At 60.0% G+C, this 23,095-nt stretch carries 25 protein-coding genes and 1 pseudogene; 8 read left to right on the top strand and 18 right to left on the bottom strand.

Annotated elements, in window-relative coordinates:
• Positions 1-260 precede the first annotated feature (260 nt).
• Together NKJ73_RS19380 and NKJ73_RS19385 are read right to left on the bottom strand one after the other, a co-directional pair.
• Positions 261-1,139, bottom strand: coding sequence for an MBL fold metallo-hydrolase (locus NKJ73_RS19380; protein ID WP_352570656.1), 879 nt, complete (start codon positions 1,137-1,139; stop codon positions 261-263).
• Positions 1,126-2,625, bottom strand: coding sequence for an aminotransferase class V-fold PLP-dependent enzyme (locus NKJ73_RS19385; protein ID WP_352570822.1), 1,500 nt, complete (start codon positions 2,623-2,625; stop codon positions 1,126-1,128). The genes NKJ73_RS19380 and NKJ73_RS19385 overlap by 14 nt, the downstream gene beginning before the upstream one ends.
• A gap of 100 nt (positions 2,626-2,725) precedes the next feature.
• On the opposite strand from NKJ73_RS19385, the gene NKJ73_RS19390 reads away from it, so the two are divergent.
• Positions 2,726-3,208 carry an Lrp/AsnC family transcriptional regulator gene (locus tag NKJ73_RS19390; protein WP_352570657.1) on the top strand — a complete coding sequence of 161 codons (483 nt, stop codon included), beginning with the start codon at positions 2,726-2,728 and terminating at the stop codon, positions 3,206-3,208.
• A 190-nt stretch (positions 3,209-3,398) separates the two neighbouring features.
• Here the strand turns inward: NKJ73_RS19390 and NKJ73_RS19395 are convergent, their stop codons facing one another.
• Genes NKJ73_RS19395 through NKJ73_RS19430 form a run of 8 tightly spaced genes read right to left on the bottom strand, consistent with a single transcriptional unit; the run spans position 3,399 to position 10,011 of the window.
• Positions 3,399-4,091 carry an amino acid ABC transporter permease gene (locus NKJ73_RS19395; protein WP_352570658.1) on the bottom strand — a complete coding sequence of 231 codons (693 nt, stop codon included), beginning with the start codon at positions 4,089-4,091 and terminating at the stop codon, positions 3,399-3,401.
• An 18-nt stretch (positions 4,092-4,109) separates the two neighbouring features.
• Positions 4,110-4,826 (bottom strand): amino acid ABC transporter permease, encoded by a 717-nt coding sequence (locus NKJ73_RS19400; protein ID WP_352570659.1) that lies wholly within the window; start codon positions 4,824-4,826, stop codon positions 4,110-4,112.
• Positions 4,827-4,885: 59 nt separating this feature from the next.
• Positions 4,886-5,713: a transporter substrate-binding domain-containing protein gene (locus NKJ73_RS19405; protein ID WP_352570660.1), complete on the bottom strand. Its 828-nt coding sequence runs from the start codon at positions 5,711-5,713 to the stop codon at positions 4,886-4,888.
• Between the two features lie 24 nt (positions 5,714-5,737).
• Complete coding sequence (locus NKJ73_RS19410; protein WP_352570662.1) at positions 5,738-6,478, bottom strand: amino acid ABC transporter ATP-binding protein; 741 nt, start codon at positions 6,476-6,478, stop codon at positions 5,738-5,740.
• A 56-nt stretch (positions 6,479-6,534) separates the two neighbouring features.
• A complete protein-coding gene (locus NKJ73_RS19415) occupies positions 6,535-7,098 on the bottom strand; it encodes a peroxidase-related enzyme (RefSeq protein WP_352570663.1) in 564 nt (187 codons plus the stop codon).
• A complete protein-coding gene (locus tag NKJ73_RS19420) occupies positions 7,095-7,580 on the bottom strand; it encodes a CMD domain-containing protein (RefSeq protein ID WP_352570664.1) in 486 nt (161 codons plus the stop codon). Before NKJ73_RS19420 ends, NKJ73_RS19415 begins: the two co-directional genes overlap by 4 nt.
• Complete coding sequence (locus NKJ73_RS19425) at positions 7,574-9,043, bottom strand: NAD(P)-binding domain-containing protein (RefSeq protein WP_352570665.1); 1,470 nt, start codon at positions 9,041-9,043, stop codon at positions 7,574-7,576. The genes NKJ73_RS19420 and NKJ73_RS19425 overlap by 7 nt, the downstream gene beginning before the upstream one ends.
• The gene (locus NKJ73_RS19430) at positions 9,040-10,011 is read right to left on the bottom strand and encodes a LysR family transcriptional regulator (protein ID WP_352570666.1); all 972 of its coding nucleotides are present in this window, start codon (positions 10,009-10,011) and stop codon (positions 9,040-9,042) included. Before NKJ73_RS19430 ends, NKJ73_RS19425 begins: the two co-directional genes overlap by 4 nt.
• Before the next feature lie 315 nt (positions 10,012-10,326).
• Here NKJ73_RS19430 and NKJ73_RS19435 point away from each other — a divergent pair, with 315 nt between their 5' ends.
• Positions 10,327-11,397, top strand: coding sequence for an NAD/NADP octopine/nopaline dehydrogenase family protein (locus tag NKJ73_RS19435; RefSeq protein WP_352570667.1), 1,071 nt, complete (start codon positions 10,327-10,329; stop codon positions 11,395-11,397).
• 150 nt (positions 11,398-11,547) lie between these two features.
• Here NKJ73_RS19435 and NKJ73_RS19440 read toward each other — a convergent pair whose 3' ends face one another.
• From NKJ73_RS19440 to NKJ73_RS19450, 3 genes are read right to left on the bottom strand one after another with little or no spacing between them, the layout of a single operon-like run.
• Positions 11,548-12,336 (bottom strand): hypothetical protein, encoded by a 789-nt coding sequence (locus NKJ73_RS19440; RefSeq protein WP_352570668.1) that lies wholly within the window; start codon positions 12,334-12,336, stop codon positions 11,548-11,550.
• Positions 12,337-12,348: 12 nt separating this feature from the next.
• A complete protein-coding gene (locus tag NKJ73_RS19445; protein WP_352570669.1) occupies positions 12,349-13,083 on the bottom strand; it encodes a HupE/UreJ family protein in 735 nt (244 codons plus the stop codon).
• A gap of 48 nt (positions 13,084-13,131) precedes the next feature.
• Positions 13,132-13,515: a hypothetical protein gene (locus NKJ73_RS19450; RefSeq protein ID WP_352570670.1), complete on the bottom strand. Its 384-nt coding sequence runs from the start codon at positions 13,513-13,515 to the stop codon at positions 13,132-13,134.
• Positions 13,516-13,619: 104 nt separating this feature from the next.
• Between NKJ73_RS19450 and NKJ73_RS19455 the strand changes: the two genes are divergently transcribed.
• The 3 genes from NKJ73_RS19455 to NKJ73_RS19465 are packed head-to-tail and all read left to right on the top strand — an operon-like array spanning position 13,620 to position 15,706.
• Positions 13,620-13,901, top strand: coding sequence for a metal-sensing transcriptional repressor (locus NKJ73_RS19455; protein WP_352570671.1), 282 nt, complete (start codon positions 13,620-13,622; stop codon positions 13,899-13,901).
• 8 nt (positions 13,902-13,909) lie between these two features.
• Positions 13,910-15,247, top strand: a complete 1,338-nt coding sequence (locus tag NKJ73_RS19460) for a cation diffusion facilitator family transporter (RefSeq protein ID WP_352570672.1) — start codon at positions 13,910-13,912, stop codon at positions 15,245-15,247.
• A gap of 24 nt (positions 15,248-15,271) precedes the next feature.
• A complete protein-coding gene (locus tag NKJ73_RS19465; RefSeq protein WP_352570674.1) occupies positions 15,272-15,706 on the top strand; it encodes a YqaA family protein in 435 nt (144 codons plus the stop codon).
• A gap of 29 nt (positions 15,707-15,735) precedes the next feature.
• Here NKJ73_RS19465 and NKJ73_RS19470 read toward each other — a convergent pair whose 3' ends face one another.
• The 5 genes and pseudogenes from NKJ73_RS19470 to NKJ73_RS19490 form a co-directional block, all read right to left on the bottom strand.
• Positions 15,736-16,503: a TSUP family transporter gene (locus NKJ73_RS19470; RefSeq protein WP_352570824.1), complete on the bottom strand. Its 768-nt coding sequence runs from the start codon at positions 16,501-16,503 to the stop codon at positions 15,736-15,738.
• A 151-nt stretch (positions 16,504-16,654) separates the two neighbouring features.
• Positions 16,655-16,741: pseudogene (locus NKJ73_RS34275) on the bottom strand (ATP-binding cassette domain-containing protein); the annotation flags it as partial.
• Positions 16,742-16,804: 63 nt separating this feature from the next.
• The gene (locus tag NKJ73_RS19480) at positions 16,805-17,719 is read right to left on the bottom strand and encodes a DUF1259 domain-containing protein (protein WP_502905389.1); all 915 of its coding nucleotides are present in this window, start codon (positions 17,717-17,719) and stop codon (positions 16,805-16,807) included.
• A gap of 11 nt (positions 17,720-17,730) precedes the next feature.
• Positions 17,731-18,201: a chromate resistance protein ChrB domain-containing protein gene (locus NKJ73_RS19485; RefSeq protein ID WP_352570675.1), complete on the bottom strand. Its 471-nt coding sequence runs from the start codon at positions 18,199-18,201 to the stop codon at positions 17,731-17,733.
• Positions 18,198-19,172, bottom strand: a complete 975-nt coding sequence (locus NKJ73_RS19490; protein ID WP_352570676.1) for a Fe-Mn family superoxide dismutase — start codon at positions 19,170-19,172, stop codon at positions 18,198-18,200. Before NKJ73_RS19490 ends, NKJ73_RS19485 begins: the two co-directional genes overlap by 4 nt.
• 111 nt (positions 19,173-19,283) lie before the next feature.
• On the opposite strand from NKJ73_RS19490, the gene NKJ73_RS19495 reads away from it, so the two are divergent.
• From NKJ73_RS19495 to NKJ73_RS19505, 3 genes are all read left to right on the top strand, one after another.
• A complete protein-coding gene (locus NKJ73_RS19495) occupies positions 19,284-20,261 on the top strand; it encodes a chromate resistance protein ChrB domain-containing protein (protein WP_352570677.1) in 978 nt (325 codons plus the stop codon).
• Between the two features lie 15 nt (positions 20,262-20,276).
• On the top strand, positions 20,277-21,692 hold the full coding sequence (gene chrA / locus NKJ73_RS19500) for a chromate efflux transporter (RefSeq protein WP_352570678.1): 1,416 nt from the start codon (positions 20,277-20,279) through the stop codon (positions 21,690-21,692).
• 140 nt (positions 21,693-21,832) lie between these two features.
• Complete coding sequence (locus tag NKJ73_RS19505) at positions 21,833-23,014, top strand: MFS transporter (RefSeq protein WP_352570680.1); 1,182 nt, start codon at positions 21,833-21,835, stop codon at positions 23,012-23,014.
• The last annotated feature ends 81 nt before the right edge of the window (positions 23,015-23,095 follow it).

Raw genomic sequence — 23,095 nt, forward strand, 5'->3', positions numbered from 1 at the left:
GTGCGGCTCGACAACCGAAGCTTGGCGATCCTATTCCACATCCGAGATACCTCCTCAGAACATGATCGATAATAGTGTTGCAGGCGCGCCACCGCAATTGCTTACCGCGATCACCTCCGAGAGCGCTCCGAGGATTGCTCATCCCGACGACGTACATGGCGAGGATCGACCCGCCTGCGCCAATTCGGACGAGCGTGTATCCGGCAGCAATCCTGAACCGATCGTGAGCTGAAGCTGCTGGAGGGAGCCCTTCCAACTCGTCACTGACCCCAGACCGATCCTGGCAGCGCGTTGAGCGGGATTTTCAGATAACGCAGGCCATTTTCCTGGATCTGAGGCAGCTCTCCTCCGCGAATATTGACCTGGAGGGCATGCAACATGAGCGTTGGCATCGGCAATGCCCTGTCTCGCGCCTCTCGAAGCCTGATGAACGCACTCCGAGATTGACCGGCGACGTGCGGGTTTTTCTCCTTCTGCTCCGCCACCGAACTCTCCCACAGAGCCTGGCGCCCTCCAGGGCTGTAGTCGTGACCGGTGAAGAGACGGGTCTCGTCGGGTAAGCTCAAAATATCCTGAATGGACTGCCACAGATCAGCTGCGCTGCCGCCTGGAAAATCGGCGCGGGCGGAGCCGCTATCTGGCATGAAAAGTGTGTCGTGAATGAACGCCGCGTCGCCGATGACATAGCTGATCGACGCCAAGGTGTGTCCTGGCGACTGCATGACGCGCACTTCCAACTCGCCGATGTTGAAGGTCTCGCCGTCGCGAAACAGCCGATCCCACTGTGAGCCGTCGCATGCGAGATCTGGCCAATTGTAGATTTGCCGCCATATCTGCTGTACTTGCTTCACGCGCTCGCCGATCGCTGTCGGCACGCCGGTTTTCGCCTTGAGATAGCGCGCGGCCGAAAAGTGATCCGCATGCGGATGGGTGTCCAGGATCCACTCGAGCTTCAAATTGCGGCTGTTGATGTAGTCGAGGATCGCGTCCGCGTTTGTCGTTGCTGTCGAGCCAGACTTTTCGTCGAAATCGAGTACGGGGTCGATTATGGCGCATCTTCGTGAACTCGGGCATGCAACGACATATTGGATGCTGCCCGTCCGTGCATCACAGAACCCGGCGACTTCAGGCTGCTGCATGGGCAATGCCCTCGACTGCGGCTCGCGGGAAGAAGATCGCCCGGCCAGGATCGAGGTCGTAGTCATGCTCGAAGTCCGTTGCGTCGGACGCAATCTGCGCCACGGCATCGAGTATGAACTGCACCTTCTCGTCCGGCAGCAGAACGCTGAAATTCAGCCGGGTGAATCCCGGCTTTTTCATTTCGTCGCCGGAGAGAATGGCTTGCCTGATTTCCTCGGACTGTTCGTCGTCGATCGACAGCAGTCTGTGAACATACGGGCCGGCGCAGGCGCAGCCACCGCGCGCCTGGATCCCGAACCGGTCGCTTAGCATGCGCGTGATCAACTGCTGGTGGACGTAGCCGTCCTTTCCGTTTTTGATCCGGAAGGAAAAGATCGGAAGCCGCTCAGGATCCGATAGACCGAGGAGCTCCAGCCGCGGCAGGGCTTTCCATGCGCGAAAAGCACGACGCGCCAGCTCGCGATTGCGTGCTGTCATCGCGTCGAGTCCGATCGCATCTTTGACGATGAAGGCCAGCGCGGCTCGTATGTCGCCGATCACGTTCGGCGTGCCGGCTTCCTCGCGGGATTCCAGGCTGTCGCTGTAATCGTGTGTCTTCGGGGAGACAAACTTCACCGTCCCACCACCTGGCCACGACGGCGTTTTCGTCGAAGATACGTCGCGTCGAACGATCAAGATGCCGGAAGCGCCGGGGCCTCCGAGGAACTTGTGAGGCGAAACAACTATTGCGTCGATCTCGGCATCTGGGGCGGGCGACATGGAAATCGGCAGGTAAGGACCTGCGCCCGCATAGTCCCAGATCATCTTTGCGCCGGCGGCCTTCACGATCACGGTGATGGCCGCGACATCGCTGGTGATGCCCGTGACGTTCGAGGCCGCGGACATCGAGCATATCGTTAGATCTGACGACCCCCCGCCAACCGCGTCCTTGAGCTGAGACAGGTCCGGCCCGCCAGACGGATGCTCAGCGATTTCCACGATTTCTGCCCCGCTCTCGCGCCAGGGCAGAATGTTGGAATGATGCTCATAGGGACCGATAATGATCCGAGCGCGCTTGCCCGCTGCCACGGCTTCAGCGACGCCGAATAGCTTGACGAGGCGGTTGATCCCCGACGTAGCGCCGGAGCCGGTGAAGATCACAGCATGCCGTTCGGTGGCCCCGCAGAATTGACCGATCAGGGCGCGCGCTTCCCGACGCATGCGGGTCATGAAGCCTCCGCAATACGAGGCTTCCGTGTGGCTGTTGGCGTAGTACGGCAGGACCTCCTCAAGCACAAAGCGCTCGATCTGACGGAGTGCGCGGCCTGACGCGACATAGTCGGCGTACACCAAGTCCTTTTGCCCGTAGGGACCCACGATTTTCGCCGTCGATCCCACAAGCCCATCCCGGAGGTCGGCGGTCACGTCAGCCTTTTTCTTCAACCCCTGGCGGAACTTTGACAGAGGGGTCTCGGTCTGCCTCGTCGTTGGGCGAACTGCTTGCACGGTCATTCTCCCCGGCTCGGATATTGACTCCGATTGTAGCCTGCTCCACGGTCGAAAAAATTCACCTATTTTCTGCATTTTCTTGCAAAGAGCGTGTCAGATGATCGAAGATCGGGCGAAAATCGATGCATTTGATATGAAGATTCTGACGGCCATGCAAATCGATGCAAGCCTTTCGCAGCGTGATTTGGCGGAGAGGGTCGGCCGGTCCCAGAATGCGTGCTGGCGGCGGATCCAGCGCCTCCAGTCGCTAGGTGTTATCCGCGGGTCGCACAGCAGTATCGATCTCCGCGCCATGGGGCTCGATCTGACGGTTTTCGTAATGATCCGCACTCGCCACCATTCCAAGGAGTGGAGTGAGGCGTTCCGTACCCATGTCGAACGGTTGCCGGAGGTGATCGATTTCTATCGGATCGGAGGAGATTGGGACTACCTGATCAAGGTCGTGACACAAGGCATGTCCGGCTACGATGCATTCTACCAGAAACTGATTACGAACTTCGACCTGGCTACGGTGACAGGCTTCTTTTCCATGGAAGCGATCATCAACAATCGTCCAGTGGATCTGACCAATCTGCGATAATGCGGCGCCCGCTGTTGGAAACTTCGCCTTCGTCGTCGCCAAGCCGTCGACCGTGGCACCCACCAGGGTGAGGTGTCGATTACATGAGCCCGCAGGTCTGGCTGCGAGTTCGCCCCATCAGCTGTTTGCAGGCCTCAACTGAGCCTTGAGTTCCTCCGCCCTTGCTGCGCGGGTCCTGACGACGCTTCGCTCACGTCCGTACCCTAAGGGCTTGCTCCAGCCTGTCGGCAATCTGGGTGACGATATAGGCAATCACCATGTAGATCACGACGGCAATCACGAAGGCTTCGAGGTAGTAGTAGTTCAGCGCGGCGGTCAGCTGGGACTGGGCGAAGATATCGACAACCTCGATGGCGAATCCGAGAGAAAGCGCCTTCATGATGACCATCATCGAGGTTGTAAGATCAGGAATTGCCGTGAGAACCACCTGGGGAAACAGAATCCGTCGAAACAGTTGGCCGTTTGTATAGCCCAGCGAATGGGCGGCGTCTGACTGACCGGTGTCGAAGGCGTTCAGGGCTCCCTTGATAATCTCGGATTGGAACGCAGCGATACAGCCTGTCACCGCAATAACAAGGATGACCGAGTTGGGTGTTTCATGGGCGTTGAAGTTGACCCCGAGCAACGAGAGCAGGAACTGGAATGCCGGGGGCAGACCGAAATAGGCGAGGAAAATCACGATGACCATCGGAACGCCCTTGAAGACGATCTTGTAAGCCATGATGAGCTCTCGCAGCACCGGGACTCGTCTATATTCGACGAGTGCGAAAATGCTGCCGACTATCGTCGACAAGACGAAAATCGTCAGCGCCATTCCAAGCGTTACAGGTACGGCGCCCAGAATTTCCTGGGTGTCCTGGAGCAAAATTTCGGTATCGAACATGCTTTAATACCCTTTAGGTCAGACGCTGGCGATGGCCGCGTTCTTGATCTGAGCTGTTGTCGTGGCCTCAGGCGCCTGCATCGGCGAGCGAAGCTCGAACAAGTGCACGATGAACCAGGCAATCAGGCACATCAGCGCATAGATGACGGCCAGGACGAGGTATGTTTCGAACTGGTACTGGTTATAGTCGCGCTCCATGATCAAGTGCGCGGTCGCCATCACGTCGGCAGCCCCAATGTACATGACCAGCGCAACGTTATGGATCAGGTAGATGATGGAATTTCCATAGCCAGGCAATGCGAAGTGCACCGCTTGCGGGCCCACGATGCGGGTGATCTTCTGGCGAAAGGTATATCCTAGACTGTCGGCCGCATCATGCTGGCCGCGATCGACGGCCAGGTATGCGGGCCGAAGGACTTCCGACAGATAGCCGCCATGGTAAAAGCTCAGTCCGACTATCGCAGCGATCGTCGGCGAGAAGAAATCTGCGGAGCCGAACAGGGCCACCAATAGGGGGAGCCCGTAGAACGCGACGAACAACTGGAGGACGACGGGAACGCTGCGGGCATAGGACACGTAGAGGTCGGTGAGGTGGCTGACCACTGGTATCCTGCGAATCCGCAATGTTGTCGCAACGAGCGCCAAGCAAAAGCCGACCAACATGGCGGTAAACGTGATAGCGAGCGTCAGCGGCAATGCCGAGAGCAACTCGGGAATCATAGCAGAAACATCCACTTTGAAACACTCCTTCTTGCAATTCAGCCTTGCCGCTGACGATATCTACTCAGATCACATCATTTCATATACTTGACGATGCCTTCGCCAAACCACTTCTGCGATAGCTTTTCGATCGTGCCGTCGTCTTTCAACTCCTTGAGAACTTTGTTCACGTCATCGACCAGAACCTTGTTTTCATCTGACCTGTGAATAAGCATATAGGTGTTGTTGGTGAAGACTGGTTCGGATGCCACGATGTCGAGCTTCTTTTCATCGATGACAGTCTGCTCACCCAGATTTGATGGCAGGACCAGCGCGTCGAACTTGCCGTTCTGAACTTCGTCCAGTCGGTTCGGATACGGAATACCGGCACTCGATGCCGTGACATCGAGCTTGTATTGCGGATTTTCTTTTTGCCAATTCATAATGAACTTGTAGGTTCCGCCGCCGGCCGTGGTCGGAACGATCCTCTTGCCGACCAGGTCTTTCATTTCATTGATGCCGCTGCCTTTCTTGCTGTAGATCTTCATCAGGCTGGCGCCCATGGGGTTTTTCGGAATGAAGAACTGCTTGGCGCGCTCGGGCGACTTGTAGTAGCCACCGACCGCGATGTCGTATTTACCAGTGGCCAGGCCGGTTTCCTGCGCGATGTCGGAGACACCTTCCATTTCGAACTTGTATTGCGGCAGCTTTGCGTTGATCGCCCTCAGCAGATCGGGTTCATACCCTTGCGGCTCGACGCCGAGCGCGCCCCAAGCCAATGGCTTGGATTCGGCAGAAGTCGCGATCTTGATGGTCCGAACGGTCTGACCATAACTGATCCCTGCTGTCGCAAGGGTAATTGCGATGCCGCCGGCGATGGCCAGGGCATAACGACGAGAAAAACTGGATTTGATTGCAGACATTTCTTAGGTTCCCTTCTTGTTGAGCTATTGAAAAGCAAGTTCTGACTGCAGGAATTGAGCAAGTCGTGGGCTGGATGGTACATCGAAGATCTCAGCCGGACTGCCGTCGGCGGCAACCACGCCACGATCCATGAAGACGATCCGGTTTGAGATGTTCCTTGCGAATTGCATCTCGTGGGTCACAAGCAGCGAAGTGATCCCGGACGAGGTGACGTCCTTGATCACCTTCAGAACTTCACCGACCAGTTCAGGATCAAGCGATGATGTCGGTTCGTCGAAGAGCATCACATCCGGCCGAACCGCCAGCGCTCGTGCGATTCCAGTCCGTTGCAGCTGTCCGCCTGAGAGCTGGGACGGATAGCTGTCCCGCTTCGCTGAGAGGCCGACCCTTTCGAGCTCTCGCAGCGCGATTTCACGCGCCTCGTCCGTGGACTTGCGCTGCACGACGACCAGCGGATCCATGACGTTCTGGAGGACGGTCATGTTCTTGAAGACGTTGAATTGCTGAAAGACCATCGCTGTCCGGAGCCGGATCGCCTGGATGGCTGCCTTGTCGGCGCGCTGGTAATCCATCAGAATCTGGTCGAACGCGATGGTTCCAGATGCAGGCTTAACCAGGTAGTTGATGCATTTCAGCAGGGTGGTCTTGCCGGTGCCGCTTGGGCCGATGATTGACACGACGTCACCTCGCTTTACCGAGAGATTGACGCCGTTCAGGACCTGCGTGCTTCCGTAGGACAGCTTTATATCTTTGAGTTCAAGCATTCTGGTTGGTGCCCTTCAGAGTGTGGGACGGAGTGCCTTGACCGCATGCGATATCATCACCCGCTCTCCGCATAGCCGAGAACGTGCATCAGCCGGTTCGCCCAGCCGAAGATCGATATGGCGTGGATAAGGTCGATGATCTCGGCATCATTCATGCCGACGGATCGCAGCGAGGCGATATCGTCTGCCGTCGCTTCCGACGGCGCCGCCGACAGGCGGCGGGCAAAGCTGTAGATTGCCGCATCTCGCGTCCCAAGCTTTTCGGGTTTGTCGAGGTACAGCGCGGTGACAACATCGTCGCTCTTGGTCAGCTCCGCATGTCGACGGGCGTGAACAACGGCACAGAATTTGCAACCATTGACCATCGAGGCGCCCAAGGCGCCAAGCTCGCGATCGGGACGGGCGAGCCCGCCGTCGACGTACATGATCGCGTTGAACAAGATGGTGCGGGCAAGATAGCTTTCCGGATCATGCACAAGGGTCCGTACATATTCCGAAACTTTCTTGGCGGAGGGCGTAACCTTCATCGCATCGAGCTGTTCCGGCGTGGCCTCGGATAACTCGACCGGCGCGATGTATGGCTGCCAGTTCAGCGGCTTCAGGCGCACCGACGAAATCATGACGACCTCATCAATCGCAAGCCGGTCGCTACCCGCGTCTGGAAATTGACGAAGGCAATCAGTTCGGAGAGCGCGACGATCTGAGGATTGTTCAATCCAGCCTTCTCCAGGAGAGCGATATGGCTCGCTTCCGCCTTTTTCGGCGTCAGGGTGATCAAATCAACATGACGGACGATGGTCGCCAGGGGTTCAATCAAATCCGTTTCGCCCTGGGCCACCGCCAGAAGCTGCTCTGTCGGATCAAGCTGAGCCAACTGCATGTCATACTCGTTCAACAGGGTCGCATCGACATTCAGGGCGGCCATGCGACGGGCAAGAGCAACACGCAAATTCGGCGCCAATCCTTGGTCGTGGGCCGGGTTCAGTACGGAGATGCGACATTCCTCCGCCCCCTGCACGAATTCGGGCCGAAACCGCCTTGCGGCGAAAAGGGTATCATCCGGTGAAAGGCCGGCAGCCTTGTCCATCGCGTCGATCACCACGCGGCCTCCTTCTGCAGCAAGGGAGTTGAATCGACCCATTCGTCGCCCAGAAGTTCGGGCGTGTCGTAAGCGATCAGATTGGCGAAGTGGGTTTCGACATCTTCGGCAAACAGCGATGCGGCAATGCCGCGGACGAGACGGTCGGCCCCGGCGCTGACGGCCGGGATGTCGCCGGAGACCTTGCCATGGGTCAGCATCGCGGCGTCGTTGAAGCAGTGGATATGCGCCAGCATCGGGCAGGAGCCGGGGACGCGTTCGCGAAACTCGAAGGCCGGACCGAGATCCGGCGCGTCCGACATGCCTGCACGAGCCGGCCCCATATCCGGCCTATATCGGCCATCCGACCAGGTGCGGATATGTGGGGCGATCGCCGCAAATTCCGGGCGGCCGCTGAAGTCATTTGAAAAGCCGGTTGCCGCGATCAGGAAGTCGTAGCGCATCGGCCCCTGCGTGGTTTCCACCAGCAGGGTCCCTGTCTCCTCCCTCACCGCAACTATGCCGCAGTCGAGAAGGAACCGAGCATTCGAATGGCGAGACACGCGAAGTGTCGATGAACGCGGCGGCGGTGTCTGGGTCGAGGCGGTATAATCGAAGAATTTCCACTTCCAGGCATCGGGCAAGTGATGCATGCCGAGGACGACACCTGGGCTGCCAATGCCGGTCAGCTTGTTGATGCGCGGCATTTCCTTGCGACGGATCAACATGTCGACACAGCCGGCTCCCGCCTCGAGGGCCGTTGCGGCATTATCCATGGAAGAGGCGCCGGCGCCGATCACCGCCACACGCTTGCCTTTCAGCGTGTCGAAGTCGATGTCGTCGGCAGAATGGGCCCAATAGGCGCGATCGACGCCGCTGAGGAAATCGGGCACGGCAAAACCGCCCAAACCAGACCGACCGGTGGCCAGAACGAGACGACGGGTGAGAACCCGGCCCGTTTCCGCGCCCTCGATATCAATCGCAATCAGATCTCCAACAGGTGCCAGTCCGGTCATCCGCACGCTGTTGCGCACCGGCAGACCGAGAACCTTGCGATACCAGACCAGGTAGTCCATCCAATGCCCCTTGGGGATTTTGTCCAGCGACCGCCAGGCCTCAACGCCCCATTGCGCCGTGAACCAGGCGCGGAACGTCAATTGCGGCAGGCCGAGCGACGGACCGTGCAGGGTTTTCGGCGACCGGAGCGTTTGCATGCGGGCAAACGTTACCCATGGTCCTTCGAGCCCGGCCGGAGCCGCATCATAGGCCACGACATTGGTTATCCCGGTCAGCACCAGCTTTGCCGTGGCAGCAAGTCCGCACATGCCGGCGCCGATCACCACGACATCACGGACCGGCACGCCATCGTGCGAACGCGCAGGAACCCAAGGCTTGGCTGGCAGCTCGAGAAACTCGAGATCCTGCGCAAGCTGTGCTTCCAGCGCAGCGAGACCTGCTGGGGTTGGTGGTGTGGGGATATGCTTCATATTCCAGTTCCATGATTTGTGCCCGATACGGAATCGGTCACCAGCCGGCCGGCCAAGGCAGGATCAAGTTTCCTAAAACCGGCGATCGACCGTTCCGCCACCACTTCGACTGCATCCATCAACGCCTGCGCGACTGGGCGAAGGGGACGTTTTTCGGCAGCCACAACACCCCAATAAAAGAGAACAGTTACGTCGATCGGGCGGATGACGACATCAGGCAGGGCCACGCCATAAGCGGTGAGGGGATCGATGACTGCCGCAGCACCAGTCTGGCGCACGATCTGCAACGCGCCGTACGCGGTATTGGTCCGGATCATTGGACCGGTGTCGATGCCCCTGGCCGCCAGTGCCTTGGAGACATGCAACTGAAAACGCAGCGGATTGAGAAGCGTGGCGACGCGTCGACCGGCAAAAGCCGAAAGTGGGATCACATCAAGCTCAGCCAGCGGATCGTCTTTCCGCACGGCAGCCACATCAGGCGCCGAATAGAGCCTCAGGACATCCAGGCCGGGCGTGTCGAGCGGCAGGCTCGAAAACCCGATCTCGGCACGTCCGCTGCGCACTTCCTGCGCGACGATCGAGGGAAGAAATTGCCCGAGATGCGTCTCGTGTGGAAGTTCGACACCGTTGAGCTCAGCCAGGGCCGTCGGGATCAAGCCAGTTCCGATCGCAGAGGTCGTAACGATTTGCAGAATCCGACCTTTGCCGGCGGCAATCATCTTGGCCCGCGCCGCTAGCTCGGTGAAGGACATTAGCAGGCGTCGCGCTTCCTCCTCGAAGGCCACGCCCTCCTCGGACAACTGCACCCGCCGACCGACACGGTGCAGCAATTCGAAGCCGAGCTCTGCCTCGAGATCTTGAATGATACGTGTCACCGAAGGCTGGGAACACCCGAGCATCTCGGCAGACTTGGTGATGCTGCCACTGGCAGCAACAGCAAGAAAGGCCTGGAGATCTCGAGTTTCCATTTACGCCTACATGCGCTTTGTGTATGAGTAAGATCGTCTCATGCAGATTTGATATATGTCAAGGCTGAAATGAAATATGGCCCGAGACGCCTCGGTGATTCGCCGTACGGTCGGACTCGCAAGCCCACAGAGCGTCGTCGGCCTCTCAGCCATGTGGCTCGCCGCGTTCCAGCTGAATCCCATGGATGACGATTTCATGGGTAGCCAGGCTCAAGGAAGGCATGGGTTTCGATCGAGTTGTGCCTGCCTGCTGGCCGTGCATGCGATGGCGTTCGCCGCGCTGCGATACATAAAGACTGGAACAGGAGAAATCCAATGCGGGTGAGTATTCTGGGGGCCGGTGCAATCGCTAACGGCCTTGCTGCCTACCTGGCGGAGGCGGGGCACGATCCAATGCTTTGGTCGCCGTCGGGAGAGCGCACCAAGGCACTGGCCACCGGCGAATCGCTAACGGCCACGGGCGCTATCGAGGCAACGGTGTCGGTGCGCATCGCCAAGGATTGTAAAGAGGCTATTGCCAATTCAGACGTTGTGATGATCGCGCTGCCGGCTAATGGCCACAGGAAAGTGATGGATGCTGCCGCTCCTTATCTGAGGGAGGGAATGCCGGTCATCATCAGCTCGCACAGTTCCTTCGGAGCGCTGTATCTCTCCAGGCGGTTGGCGGAACTCAAGGTTCGCCTGCCGATCGTCGTCTGGGGCACAACGCTGGTGACCGGCCGTCAGTCCGGACCAACAGAAGTCCATGTTGCCAGCGTTCGCCAGAAGCTCGATGTCGCGACGCTGCCTTTCGATGCGATGGACCAAGGGTTCCAACTTTGCACGACCCTGTTTGGAGATCGTTTCGTCAAGCGCGACGGTTTGCTTGCAATTGCGCTCAGCAACCTCAATCCCCAAAACCATCTCGGGATCGCCCTTCTTAATCTCACGCGCATGGAAAAGGGAGAGCAGTGGAGCCAGGCCGGAAACGTCACGCCGGCTGTCGGGCGCTTTGTCGAGGCTCTGGACGTCGAACGATTGGCGATCGCCGCCCATTTCGGAATTGCTGTGCGCACAGTTGAAGAGCATTTTTCATTGTCGTTTCACATCCCTATGGGCACCGTTTCGGAAATGAACCAGGAGATGGATCGCCAAGGCCGCGGCGGCTTCGGCCCGTCAACTATCGAAAGCCGCTATGTTCTGGAGGACGTTCCTTTCGGGCTGCTACCGACGGTACTTTTGGGGAAGATCAGCGGAAACCCAGCGATCCTCCATGAGGCTGGAATTGCGATATTCTCGGCAGCCTACGGTCGCGATTTAAAGTCAGACAATGATATCCTTCCTGCGCTCGGCATCGAAGAAATAGGAAAAGTGGATCTGGAGAACCTTTGCCGTAAGGGTTTTTAGCGCGCCTCTTTACAGATGATGAGCAGGCAATCGGCTGGACACTTCCCGTGGCGCGTCAATCAAACCGCTCTCATCTCTGATCAATCCGCTGCAAGTTTGTTGCGGAAGCCGACGGATCGGCTTCCGTTCTTATATCGGGGGCGCGCAGGGCTAGATCACGCGCTTGATGTCGATGTAGTTCCCTTCTGTCGTGATGGTCAGCGTTACTTCTCTGTCACCGCGATTCCGCCAGAACCAACCATGATTTCCATCGAAGGCGGCTTCAATGGCACCTTCGTCAGCTGGAACGCTGCGACCCTTTTCGTAGCTTACGGACTGACCGCCGCCATCGCCGTGCGTCTCGAAGTTCACCACGCCACCGTCAGCTGTCCAGGAAAAGTTTGCCTTGGCGCCCTGCCGCATCACGAGCTTGACTTCGGCACCCTGGCCTGGCGCCAATGTGAAGGATAGCTCGTCTTGCCTTCCATCTGGCCGGATCGGGGCTTCCGAGGTTGCTTCGGCGGCAGGCGCTGTAGCAATGGCCGGAGCCTCGGCAGGAGCGATCTCTCCAACTGTCACATTGTCTTGGGATATGGCCTCCCCAGCTGGCGACGGCTGCAAAGCAGGCCGTTCGGCGGTCAGGGCGACGAGGAGGTTTTCAATTCGGTCCATGCGCGCCATCAACTCGGCTGGAGGGACTATTTGCGTCATCTGCTCGGCCGTAGCCTTCGCGCTGGCCTTTTCGTCCGCTGCCGCCTCTGCCGCCAGTTGCGTCTTGATTTCACCCATATTGGTGAGGCCGAGCAATCTGCCTGCTCCGGTCGGGTCGATCGCATACTCGGATGGCATGACGATCGTGACGAGCAGGGCAAGCGCCGTCAGCGCGGCAATGAAGGTGGAGCGCTTCAGCTGCGCTGAAGTCGGCAGATCGGCGCGTCCGGGAAGATCGGTGTTGTACATGGTTTCGGTTCCTTATGCTGCGACGAACAGGCCAGTGAGCTGATATCCGATCAGCAGGAATCCGGCCGTCATCATGATGACGTTTGCCCTGTAGGCATGGCGCCAGAAGCTGCGTGTCCGGCGCCAGTAGCCCATGACGATCAGGATGGCGCCCAGGGCCATCAACTGGCCGATCTCGACGCCGACATTGAAGGCGAGCAGGTTGGGCACCAGGCCGTCCGGCGAGATGTTGTATTCAATGAGCTTCGTCGACAGGCCGAAACCATGGAAGAAGCCGAAGACCAGCGTCGCGATCTTGGTGTTCGGCTGGAACCCGAGCCATCGCTGGAAAGCGCCCATATTGTCGAGCGCCTTGTAGACCACGGACAGGCCGATGATCGCGTCGATGATGTAGCTGTTGATGCCGACATTGAAGTAGACGCCGAGCAGCATGGTCGTGGAGTGGCCGAGCGCGAACAGGCTGACATAGATGCCGATGTGCTTCATCCGGTAGAGGAAGAAGATCACGCCGAACAGGAACAGGATGTGGTCGTATCCGGTCACCATGTGCTTGGCGCCGAGATAGATGAGGGGCAGCACATTGATGCCCGAGATTTCCTGGATGTAGCCCTTGTCGCCGGCAGCGACGGCATGGGCAAAGGCTGCTCCGGTCAGCAGCGGCAGGGTCAGGAGAGCGATAAGCAGCGGCAGGGTGGGTCGCCAGCGCGCGCTATTCGAGCCTGACCCCCGGTTGAAGGATCCTTGCATAAGATTTCCAATCTTCGTCGTTGAGGGTGGCCGCGTGAGCGGCCGCGATCATGCGGCGAGGAATGGTCTCGGCGGTCGCTCGAGCGGAAATGTCGTGCCCGGATCGACGAAAGTCGGCGGATAGTTCAGCCAGCCCCGTTCGACCTGCGGAACGGTCGGTGCGAAGTCGGCGGGCGTACTCGCCGTCTCGTGCGAGTGGTCTGCCGCATTGTGTCCGTGAAAATGGTCAGAGCTCTGCTCGCCCGAAATGCCATCATCGTGTGCGTGGCCATGATCTTCGATCTGCGCGGCGGCTCCGCCGTGACGTTCAACCGCGGTGGCAATCGCGATCGGATCGTGTGAGGTCGAATAGCCGAAAGGACGGAGCACGCCGAACGTCATCGCTAAAGCAATGACCAGACAAAAAACTGTGCGGTGGATCCGATTCGGCATGAACGGCGATTATTCTCTAAAATCCTAACGAATGGTTTTTGCTACGTAAGAATCGAGGCCTCTTTGAGACTTGCGTATCCCCTCCAGGAGGATAGTATCTGGATATGAGCGATCAGCCCCACATCCACGAAACCCATCCCGATATCGTCAAGCGCCTGAAAAGGGCCGATGGACATCTCAAGGGCGTCATCGAAATGATCGAAGCGGGCCGGCCCTGCCTCGACCTCGCCCAGCAGCTTCATGCTGTCGAGAAGGCCATTTCGCAAGCCAAGAAGACCCTGATCCAGGATCATCTCAACCATTGCCTTGAAGACGTTGTCGGGCCGTTGGCGCGCGAGCAGCGCCGCTCGATCGACGAGTTCAAGGACATCACCAAGTACCTGTGAGAAGCGCCATGATGGACAAAGTTCGCGATTGGTTTGGGTTTGGCCCGATGACGCATGGCATGGGGGGGCACGGACATGATCACGGTGATGGTGGCCATGGCCACACCCATGGCGTCATAGATCCGACGATCGCCACGACGACGCGCGGCATCTGGGCGATCAAATGGTCGTTCGTCGTTCTGGCCATTACGGCAGCGCTTCAGCTCGTGGTCGTGTTCCTCTCCGGCAGCGTGGCGCTGCTGGCCGACACGATCCACAATGTTGGCGACGCGGTTACTGCCATCCCGCTGTGGATCGCCTTCATGCTGGTCCGCCGCAGACCGAGCAAGACGTTCACCTACGGGCTGGGCCGCGTCGAGGATCTGGCCGGGATCGTCATCGTTCTCATCATTCTTTTCAGCGCCATCGTCGCTGGCTACGAGGCGATCGAGCGCCTGATCAATCCGCGTCCCATCACGTTTCTTGGCTGGGTCGCCATCGCCGGGCTCATAGGCTTCATCGGCAATGAAGCGGTCGCCGTATTTCGTATCCGCGTCGGGCGAGAGATCAACAGCGCTGCGCTGATCGCGGACGGCTACCATGCCCGCACCGACGGCTTTACCAGCCTGGCGGTTGTCCTGGGCGCTATCGGCGTCTGGCTGGGCTTTCCGCTTGCCGATCCGATCGTCGGGCTGCTGATCACCGTGGCGATCTTCGCCATCGTCTGGCAGTCGTCGAAAGCCGTGTTGACGCGCATGCTCGACGGAGTCGAGCCCGCCATCGTCGATGAAATCCATCATGCCGCCGAACACGTGTCGGGCATCGGGCGCGTTGAAAGCGTGCAGGCACGCTGGATCGGACATCGTCTGCATGCCGACGTGGCCATCAGTGTTCCGGAGATGGCGACGGCCAAGGACGTGCTGGGCGTAACCGAAGCCCTCAAGGAGGAGCTGTTCGCCCACTTGCCGGCGTTGGCGGAAGCCAATGTCCGCCTGGTGAGCCCAGCCGGGCTGGCCGTCACTGGCGCGGAAGCCTCTCATGCTCACCATCATGCGCCGGAGCCCTTCAAAGTCGCCTGCGATCTGGCTGAAGGGACGTTGGAAATCGTCGACACACCGGCCGGTGAGCGGATGCGGCTGACCATAGAACGGCACACCGATGATTTGACAGCGACGGTGATCATCGACCGGCCCAACGGGCCAGAGACGCTTCGCCTCGAAGCCGTCGCCGACAACCATCATCGGCTTGAGAGTACGGTGGCTCCGGCCGAGCCGCATGAGTTCCAGGCAAGTCTGGTGCTGACCGCGAAAGATCGCGAACAGGTGCTGCCGTTCAAGATGGTCGAACCCGAAGGTCACCATCATTAGGTCGACTGGCGGATATGCGGTTCAATGACCGATCTCGCGGCCTATGCTGGTCTGTTCCTGGCGGCCTTGCTCGCCGCCACGATCCTGCCGATGCAATCGGAAGCAGTGCTGGTCGGGCTGTTGCTTGCGGATTACTCGCCCTGGCTGCTCATCGCAGTCGCGAGCGTCGGCAACGTGCTTGGATCGGTAATCAATTGGCTGCTCGGGCGAGGCATCGAGCGCTTTCGGGGCCAACGGTGGTTTCCGATGAACCAAGCGCAACTGGAGCGCGCGCAAGTGTGGTATCGCCGCTACGGAAAGTGGTCGCTCCTGCTGAGTTGGCTGCCGGTTGTCGGTGATCCGCTAACCGTCATCGCGGGCGTCCTGCGCGAGCCTTTTCGGGTTTTCCTTTTGCTGGTCACTGCCGCCAAGGTCGGCCGTTATCTTGTTCTTGCCGCCGTGACGCTGAGCGTCATCTGACCTCGCGAAGCTTCTCCAACCTGAGCGGGTTAGGGCCCGGCCGCCCGCCAGGCCTGCACAACGAAGCTGTGCTGGTTCCAGATCATCAGCGCTCCACTCACAGCCATGAGCGCGACTACAAGGCCGCGGAATTGTCGTCCACTCAGGCTTTCGAGCCAGGGCTTGGCCAGCAGATTGGCAAGCGCGGCGCCCAAACCTGCGGCTGCGCCGTACATGGCGGCCTGACCACCGAGCGCGCTAAGTCCGGTGAATACCGCGATCTTGACGACATCGGTCACAAACGAGTTCACGGATTTCGTGGCGACCAACGTCTCCTTCTCCGAACCGTAGTTCAGATAGAGCGAATTCAGGACGGGTCCAACCGTACCCATCAGCGCCGACAACAGCGCGACGACCAGGCCGGCCGGGAGGAACCACCAGCGGCGGGCTCGGTAGCTCCGCTCGCGCGCCCCGCCGCGAAATTCCCAGACTGCACTGACCAGATAGATCCCTATGAGTATCTGGAGCCATTCCGCCCGACTGTTGGCGAAGAGCCAGGAGCCCGCCGCGGCACCGGCGATGGCGCCGGGCAGGTACCAACGGACCAGGCTCCAATCGATGTCGCGCCGAAAGGCCAGGGCGCGGATGGGATTGCCGATGAGCTCGGTCAAGGTGATGACCGGCGCAACCGCGGCGCTCCCTGTGATGAAAGTCACGGCGGGGATCAGCAATAGACCTCCGCCTCCAGCCGAGAGGGTGTTCAGTGTCCAGGTGAGGAACCCCGCCAACGCCAGGAGGCCTAGTCTAATCCAGTCCATCCGATCAGAACGAAGCGGACCTTTGATCGTTCCGAACGCGTCGGTTCGCAAAAGCCCGGCCCGCCCCTTGAGTCTCGTGTGCGATGGAAAGGTGATCTCAGGCGCAATGCTGGTGGCGGAGAGACGCCGTGCCAGAGAACCATTCCCGAGGCGGCGGGAAGAAGGCCGACGATCGCTCGAGCAGCGTGGTCTTGCCAGCGCCATTCGGGCCAATAAGGCCGAGAACTTCGCCGGCTCGGCCGTGAAGGCAACATCCACCAACGCTGTTTGCTGGCCGGACGAACGCGCGCGGACGCCCAATCTAGCTCTTTTTGACGGCGACCTTGTCGAGGGCTGCGCGCAGTCCTTTCGCCAGCTTCTGCGCATCGTCGTACGCCCAGAAATGCATGAAGAAGAGCCGCGGTTGCTCATCGAGCATGTGGCTATGCAGTGCGGTGATCTCGATGCCGTTGTCCTGCATGGCTTTGATAACCGGATTGACCTCCTTTGCTGTCAGCACAAAATCACCCGTGATCGCCGCTTTGCCGCCACCTGTCGATTGGAAGTTAATCGCTATTGCCGAGCCCATGGCCGCCGGCACTTCCATTCCATTTTCCTCGACCGGCTCAGCGCGCGAGATCGTGAACTGGTAGACCGCGCCATTGGTCTTACCCTTATAACCGATGGTTTGGTCGACACCGGCCGTGTCGAACTCGATCGGTGGTGCGGCTTGCGGCTGGGCGCCGCCTCCCATCGGTGTTTTGCTCAGCGCCAATCCGGCACGAAGCGCTGTGGCGAGCGTAACCGGGTCGCCCTGGCCGAAGACGTGCATGTAGAGTGTCATCGGCTCCGCGCGCAGCAAGTGGTTGTGTACCGCAGTGATCTCGATCCCGCTTTCTTCAAGCTTCTTCATGACCGGGTTCACCTCGTCCTGCGTCAGAACGATGTCGCCCATAACCATTGCCTGATCTCCCATGGGTTCGAACGCGATCCAGCCTCCAAGCGCAAATCCGGGTTTCAGGGCCACGCCGTCGAGCGAAACCTTCAGGTCCGTTCGCGGCAGCCCGACCCGGTAGACGCCATCAGGCGTCTCGGTTCCGGATTTGCCGAGCGCCTTAGCGATTGTTTGCCAATCGGGTGCCGCCGATGCCGGTTGGAGCAGCGCCGACATCGCGATCAGCATTGCTCCGGTCACGAGTTTTGCATGCATGAGGTTTCTCCTTGTGATCTGCCCCATTGCCCAATTCGTCACGCGGCCGCCGGCTTGATGGCGGGTGGCCAGCTATGCGTTTCCGCTTTGCGGCCCGAAGCCCACGCGTAGAGCGCATCATAAATAATGAAGCCATGCTTCAGCACCTCGTGGTCGTCGGGCGTCAGGTCCCGCAAACCCATGGAGATCGCCAGCAGCCCCGCCGATTGCGGCGTGAGATCGTGCCGGTCCGTGTCGGCGCCGCGCACGATCGCCGCGATGGTCACGATCGCCGGGTCGCGCTCGAGCCCATGTTTGGAAACGAAGGTGTCGAAACTGCAGCCGTCGCCGACATGAGTGAATTCAACGCCGGGCACGTCGTAAGGCGTGGCGCCCGTTTCCTGGCCAACGCGGATCACCTGATCGGGCGGCACGAAGAGGAACTCAGGTTCCTTGTCGATGAAGCGCGCAATCAGCCAGGGGCAGGCGATGCGGTCGATGACCGGACGTTCGCGGGTAATCCATTTCATGACACAATCCTTTCTTCGCTTATCACCAGAGGGACGGTTGGCGCGCCGATCGCATGCCAGGCGGCAATGCCGCCCGAAAGCGCATTTGCGTCGACGCCGCGGCGACGCAGTTCGGCGACGGCGTCGCCGCTGACCTGGAAGCCGTAGACGCAATAGACGATTACCGGCCTGTCCTTCGGCAGTTCATCCGCCCAATCGGCGATCTTCTCGGGCGCGCGGAGCTTGGCCCCCGGCAGCATATCGCTGCGTTTGGCCAGATCCTCGACAAGGCAGACGTCAAGCACCACCAGGGCTTCTCCTTGGTCGAGGCGAGCCCGCAGTTCCTCCGGCGCAATCGCTGGAACCGTTTCGTCCGATGCCGATCCTGTTGAAGGATCACGTTGCGCGACGGCCCGGCGGTGGCGGGCAGCCACCCGTTCCCAATGGATGTTCTTCATGAAGGCATCGACATAGGCGCCGGCCTTGGTCCCGAAATCCATGTGGTAGGCGTGCTCGTACATGTCGAGCGCGAGGATCGGCATGCCGCCGGCAAGACAGTTGGTGTGATCCGCCGCCCATTGAATCGTCAGCCGATCGCGGCGCTCCGACCACACCAGCAGGGTCCACCCCGAGGCTCCGGCCTGCGCCTTGGCACAGGCCATGAACTTGGCGCGCCAGGCGGCCACGCTGCCGAATTCGCGCTCCAGCGCTGTGGCGAGGTCGCCTCCGGCATCGCCGGAGCCACCGAGCCCATCGAAATAGATCTCGTGCAGGATCGCTGAATTGGCGGCGACCAGTTCCTCGCGCTTCAGACCGTTGATGTCGAAGACTGGCGCCGCGCCCCAGTCGAGCCCGTCGAGCCGCTGTTCGATGGCGTTGAGGCGACGAACGGCACCGCCATAGTTGTTTTCGTAGTGGCTTGCCAACAGCCGCTCGGAGAGGCCGACGAGCCGAGGCGGCTTGAACGGCAGCGGCATGATCTGGTGTGGCATCGGTTCCCCCCCGCTCTGCGGCACGGCCCATCCGTGAGGAGGCGAAGGCTATGCCTGAATGAAAGATGATACAAGTGTTGCATTTGGCTTTGTTCGTGATACGGTTCACTTATGAGTGAGGGGCAATCACAGGAGCAGCGCTGGCTGCTCCTGATCCATCAGCTGCCAAGCAAACCCGCCTACTTCCGGGTGAAGATCTGGCGACGCTTGCAAGGCATCGGCGCGGTCGCAGTCAAAAGCACCGTTTACGCCCTGCCGGCCAATGCCGAGATGCAGGAGGATTTCGAATGGCTTCTCAAGGAGATCATCGAGGGCGGCGGCGAGGCGATGATGTGCGAGGCGCGCCTCATCGACGGTTTGTCCGACACCCAGGTCCGAGCGCTCTTCGATGCAGCCCGTGACGCCGACTATGCGGAGATCGTCAAGGAAGCGCGCGATCTGGCCGCAGCGATCAAGACCGACGCGACATCGGAAAAACAGGCGGAAGCGCGTCCGCAACTCGGCCGCTTGCGCAAGCGGCTCGCCGACGTCGTGACGATCGACTTCTTCGGCGCCAGCGGGCGGCTCGCCGCCGAGGGACTGATCGCCGAGCTCGAGGCACAGCTTATAGAGGACAACGCCATGACCAAGGAACCGAAGAAGGTGGCCGAGCCGGGTGAGCTCAAGGGCCGGACCTGGGTCACGCGCCGGGACGTGCATGTCGATCGCATCGCCTGCAGCTGGCTGATCCGTCGCTTTATCGATGCCAATGCAACAATCCGCTTCGTCGCTGGCAAGGGATACGTGCCAAAGGAGGGCGAATTGCGCTTCGACATGTTCGAGGGCGAAATCACCCATGAGGGAGACCGCTGCAGCTTTGAGGTGCTGCTGGCCCGCGCCGGGATTACGGATGCGGCTTTGCAGGCCATCGCCGAGGTCGTCCACGATATTGATCTCAAGGACAGCAAGTTCGGCCGCGAGGAAACCACGGGGATTGCCAGCCTGATCTCCGGTATAGCGATGGCGCAGGCGAGCGACGAGCAAAGGATCGCCGAGGGCGCTTCGGTGTTCGACAACCTCTACCGATATTTCCGCTCGAAGCGCGGGTGATTCGAGGATCTAACTATGGCCAATGTAGAAAGCACCGTGACGGCACCGAACCGACCAAACGACACGCCCGGCCATGGCATTTCGTTCGCTGAGGCCACGCGGGTGTGGGCGCGTGTGGCCGCTCTCAGCTTCGGCGGTCCGGCCGGTCAGATCGCCATGATGCACCGCATCATCGTCGAGGAAAAACGCTGGATCGGCGAGACCAGGTTCCTGCATGCGCTCAATTACTGCACGCTGCTGCCCGGACCGGAGGCACAACAGCTTGCCATCTACATCGGCTGGCTCATGCACAAAACCAGAGGCGGCCTCGTCGCCGGTATCCTGTTCGTGCTGCCTGGTGCGATCGCCATCATGGCGTTGAGCTGGATCTATGCAATCTTGGGCAATGTCGGAGCAGTTCAGGCCCTCTTCTTCGGCTTGAAGGCGGCGGTCCTTGCCATCGTGCTCGAAGCGGTGTTGCGGATCGGCAGACGGGCGCTCAAGAACAATGCCATGATCGGGCTTGCGGCGGCGGCCTTCATCGCTCTGTTCTTCTTCCACGCGCCATTCCCGCTGGTCATCCTGGCTGCGGGTGTGATCGGTTACGTCGGGGGACGGGCAGGGTGGGCTGCATTCCAGTCGGCCAACGGACATGGCAAGGTCGGCGGCAAGCAGGTTGCCGACGCTGATACGGCGCTTGGCGAAGGGGTGCCTGCGCATACCCGGCCATCCGTCAGCTGGTCGCTGAAGATCGCAGCGGTATGTCTGCTGCTGTGGTTCGTTCCGGTCCTGGCACTTCTGGTGTTTCTTGGGCAAGGCAATGTCTTCACCGACATCGCGATCTTCTTCTCGAAAATGGCGATGGTCACTTTCGGCGGCGCCTATGCAGTGCTCGCCTATGTCGCTCAGCAAGGCGTCGAGCACTACGGCTGGCTCAAGCCAGGAGAAATGCTGGACGGCCTCGGCATGGCCGAGACCACGCCCGGTCCGCTCATCATGGTCACCCAGTTCGTCGGTTTCATGGGCGCGTACCGGGCGCCAGGAATGCTCAGCCCGCTGGTCGCCGGAACACTCGGCGGTCTGCTGACGACGTGGGTCACCTTCGTTCCGTGCTTCCTGTGGATATTCCTCGGCGCGCCGTTCATGGAAACGATGCGCAGCAACAAGGCCTTGTCGGCAGCGTTGTCTGCCATCACGGCGGCGGTGGTCGGTGTGATCCTGAACCTGGCGGTATGGTTCGCGCTTCATGTGCTGTTCCGCGAACTGCGTGAGGTCAGCTGGCTGGGCACGACGGTGGATGTGCCAGTATTCAGCTCCGTTAACCTGCCGTCGCTGGTGCTGACAGTCGGTGCGCTGCTGGCCGTGTTTCGTTTCAAGATCGGTATGATCCCCGTGCTCGCGACATGCTCTGTCCTGGGCGTGCTTTATGGCGTTGCCACGGGATCGATTTAAGCAGTGCCATAGGCGCAACCACTCTGCGGCAGGAGGCATCCCTGACAGCCCAGACGCCGACGAATGCTTCGCGCGAACCAGCGGTCAAACAGAGGTTTTCGCTGCTGCCTGCCGGTGCCAGGCCGGCAGCTGCCCTTCTGTTGATTTCCAGGGGATTGAGGGCATTCGGCGACGGACTCGTCAGTCTTCTGCTTCCCGCCTATTTGGCCACACTTGGTTTCAACGCTTTCAAGATCGGGATTCTCACGACAGCGACGCTCGCGGGTTCGGCGGCGCTCACCTTGACCGTCGGGTTTGTCGCACATCATTTCTCCCGCCGCTCCCTGCTGATCGCAGCTGCCCTCCTGATGGTCGTCACCGGGATCGCCTTCGCGTTGGTTCAGGATTTCTGGCCGCTGCTCCTTGTCGCATTCGTCGGAACGCTCAATCCATCCTCTGGCGACGTTAGTGTGTTTCTGCCGCTGGAGCATGCGCAACTCGCCCACAGTGTCACTGACCGCGACCGCACCGCGCTCTTCGCACGCTACAGCCTTGTCGGCTCAGTAGTAGGGGCGGTCGGTGCTCTGGCGGCTGGCGTCCCAGACCTACTCCGCCAGATTGTCGGACTGGACATCAAGCAAGGTCTCCAGATCGCCTTCCTGCTTTATGCCTTTCTGGGAGTAGGAGCGCTGCTCCTCTATCGGAAACTGCCGGATGAGCCGCTCGATGCGAGTGCGGTACCGGCGGAACCACTACGCAAATCTCGAACCATCGTCCTCACGCTCGCTGCACTTTTCAGCCTTGACGCTTTTGCGGGCGGTTTCGTGGTTCAGTCATTGTTGGCTCTTTGGCTTTTCCAACGGTTCGGCCTATCGCTCGCTGCGACGGGCGCAATCTTCTTCTTGACGGGTATCCTTTCGGCTGGGTCGTATCTGGTGGCCGTGCAAATCTCTAAACGGATCGGGCTGGTGAACACGATGGTGTTCACACATCTGCCATCCAGTCTTTGCCTTTTGTTCATTCCCTTCATGCCGAGCCTCGGTCCCGTTATCGTACTTCTGCTGATCAGGAGCGCGTTGTCGCAGATGGATGTGCCGACCCGCATCTCCTACGTCATGGCCGTGGTATCGCCTGGTGAGCGGGCCGCCGCCGCGAGTGTCACCGCTGTCCCGCGCAGCCTCGCGGCAGCCGCCAGCCCGATGCTTGCCGGCTCGCTGCTCGCAATGTCCGGTTTCGGTTGGCCGCTGCTGATCGCCGGCGCCTTGAAGATTGTCTACGACCTCCTTCTGCTTGCGATGTTCCGCAAGGTTCGCCCGCCGGAGGAACGGTGGGAAGGTCTGTAGCTGCTCCACGACATGCCCGAGCCAACATGAGCGGCGCGCGCCCCACGTCATTCTGCAGGTCGAGGCCTTGGCCACCGCTTG

Source organism: Mesorhizobium sp. M0074 (assembly GCF_040322975.1).
Lineage (GTDB): Bacteria > Pseudomonadota > Alphaproteobacteria > Rhizobiales > Rhizobiaceae > Mesorhizobium.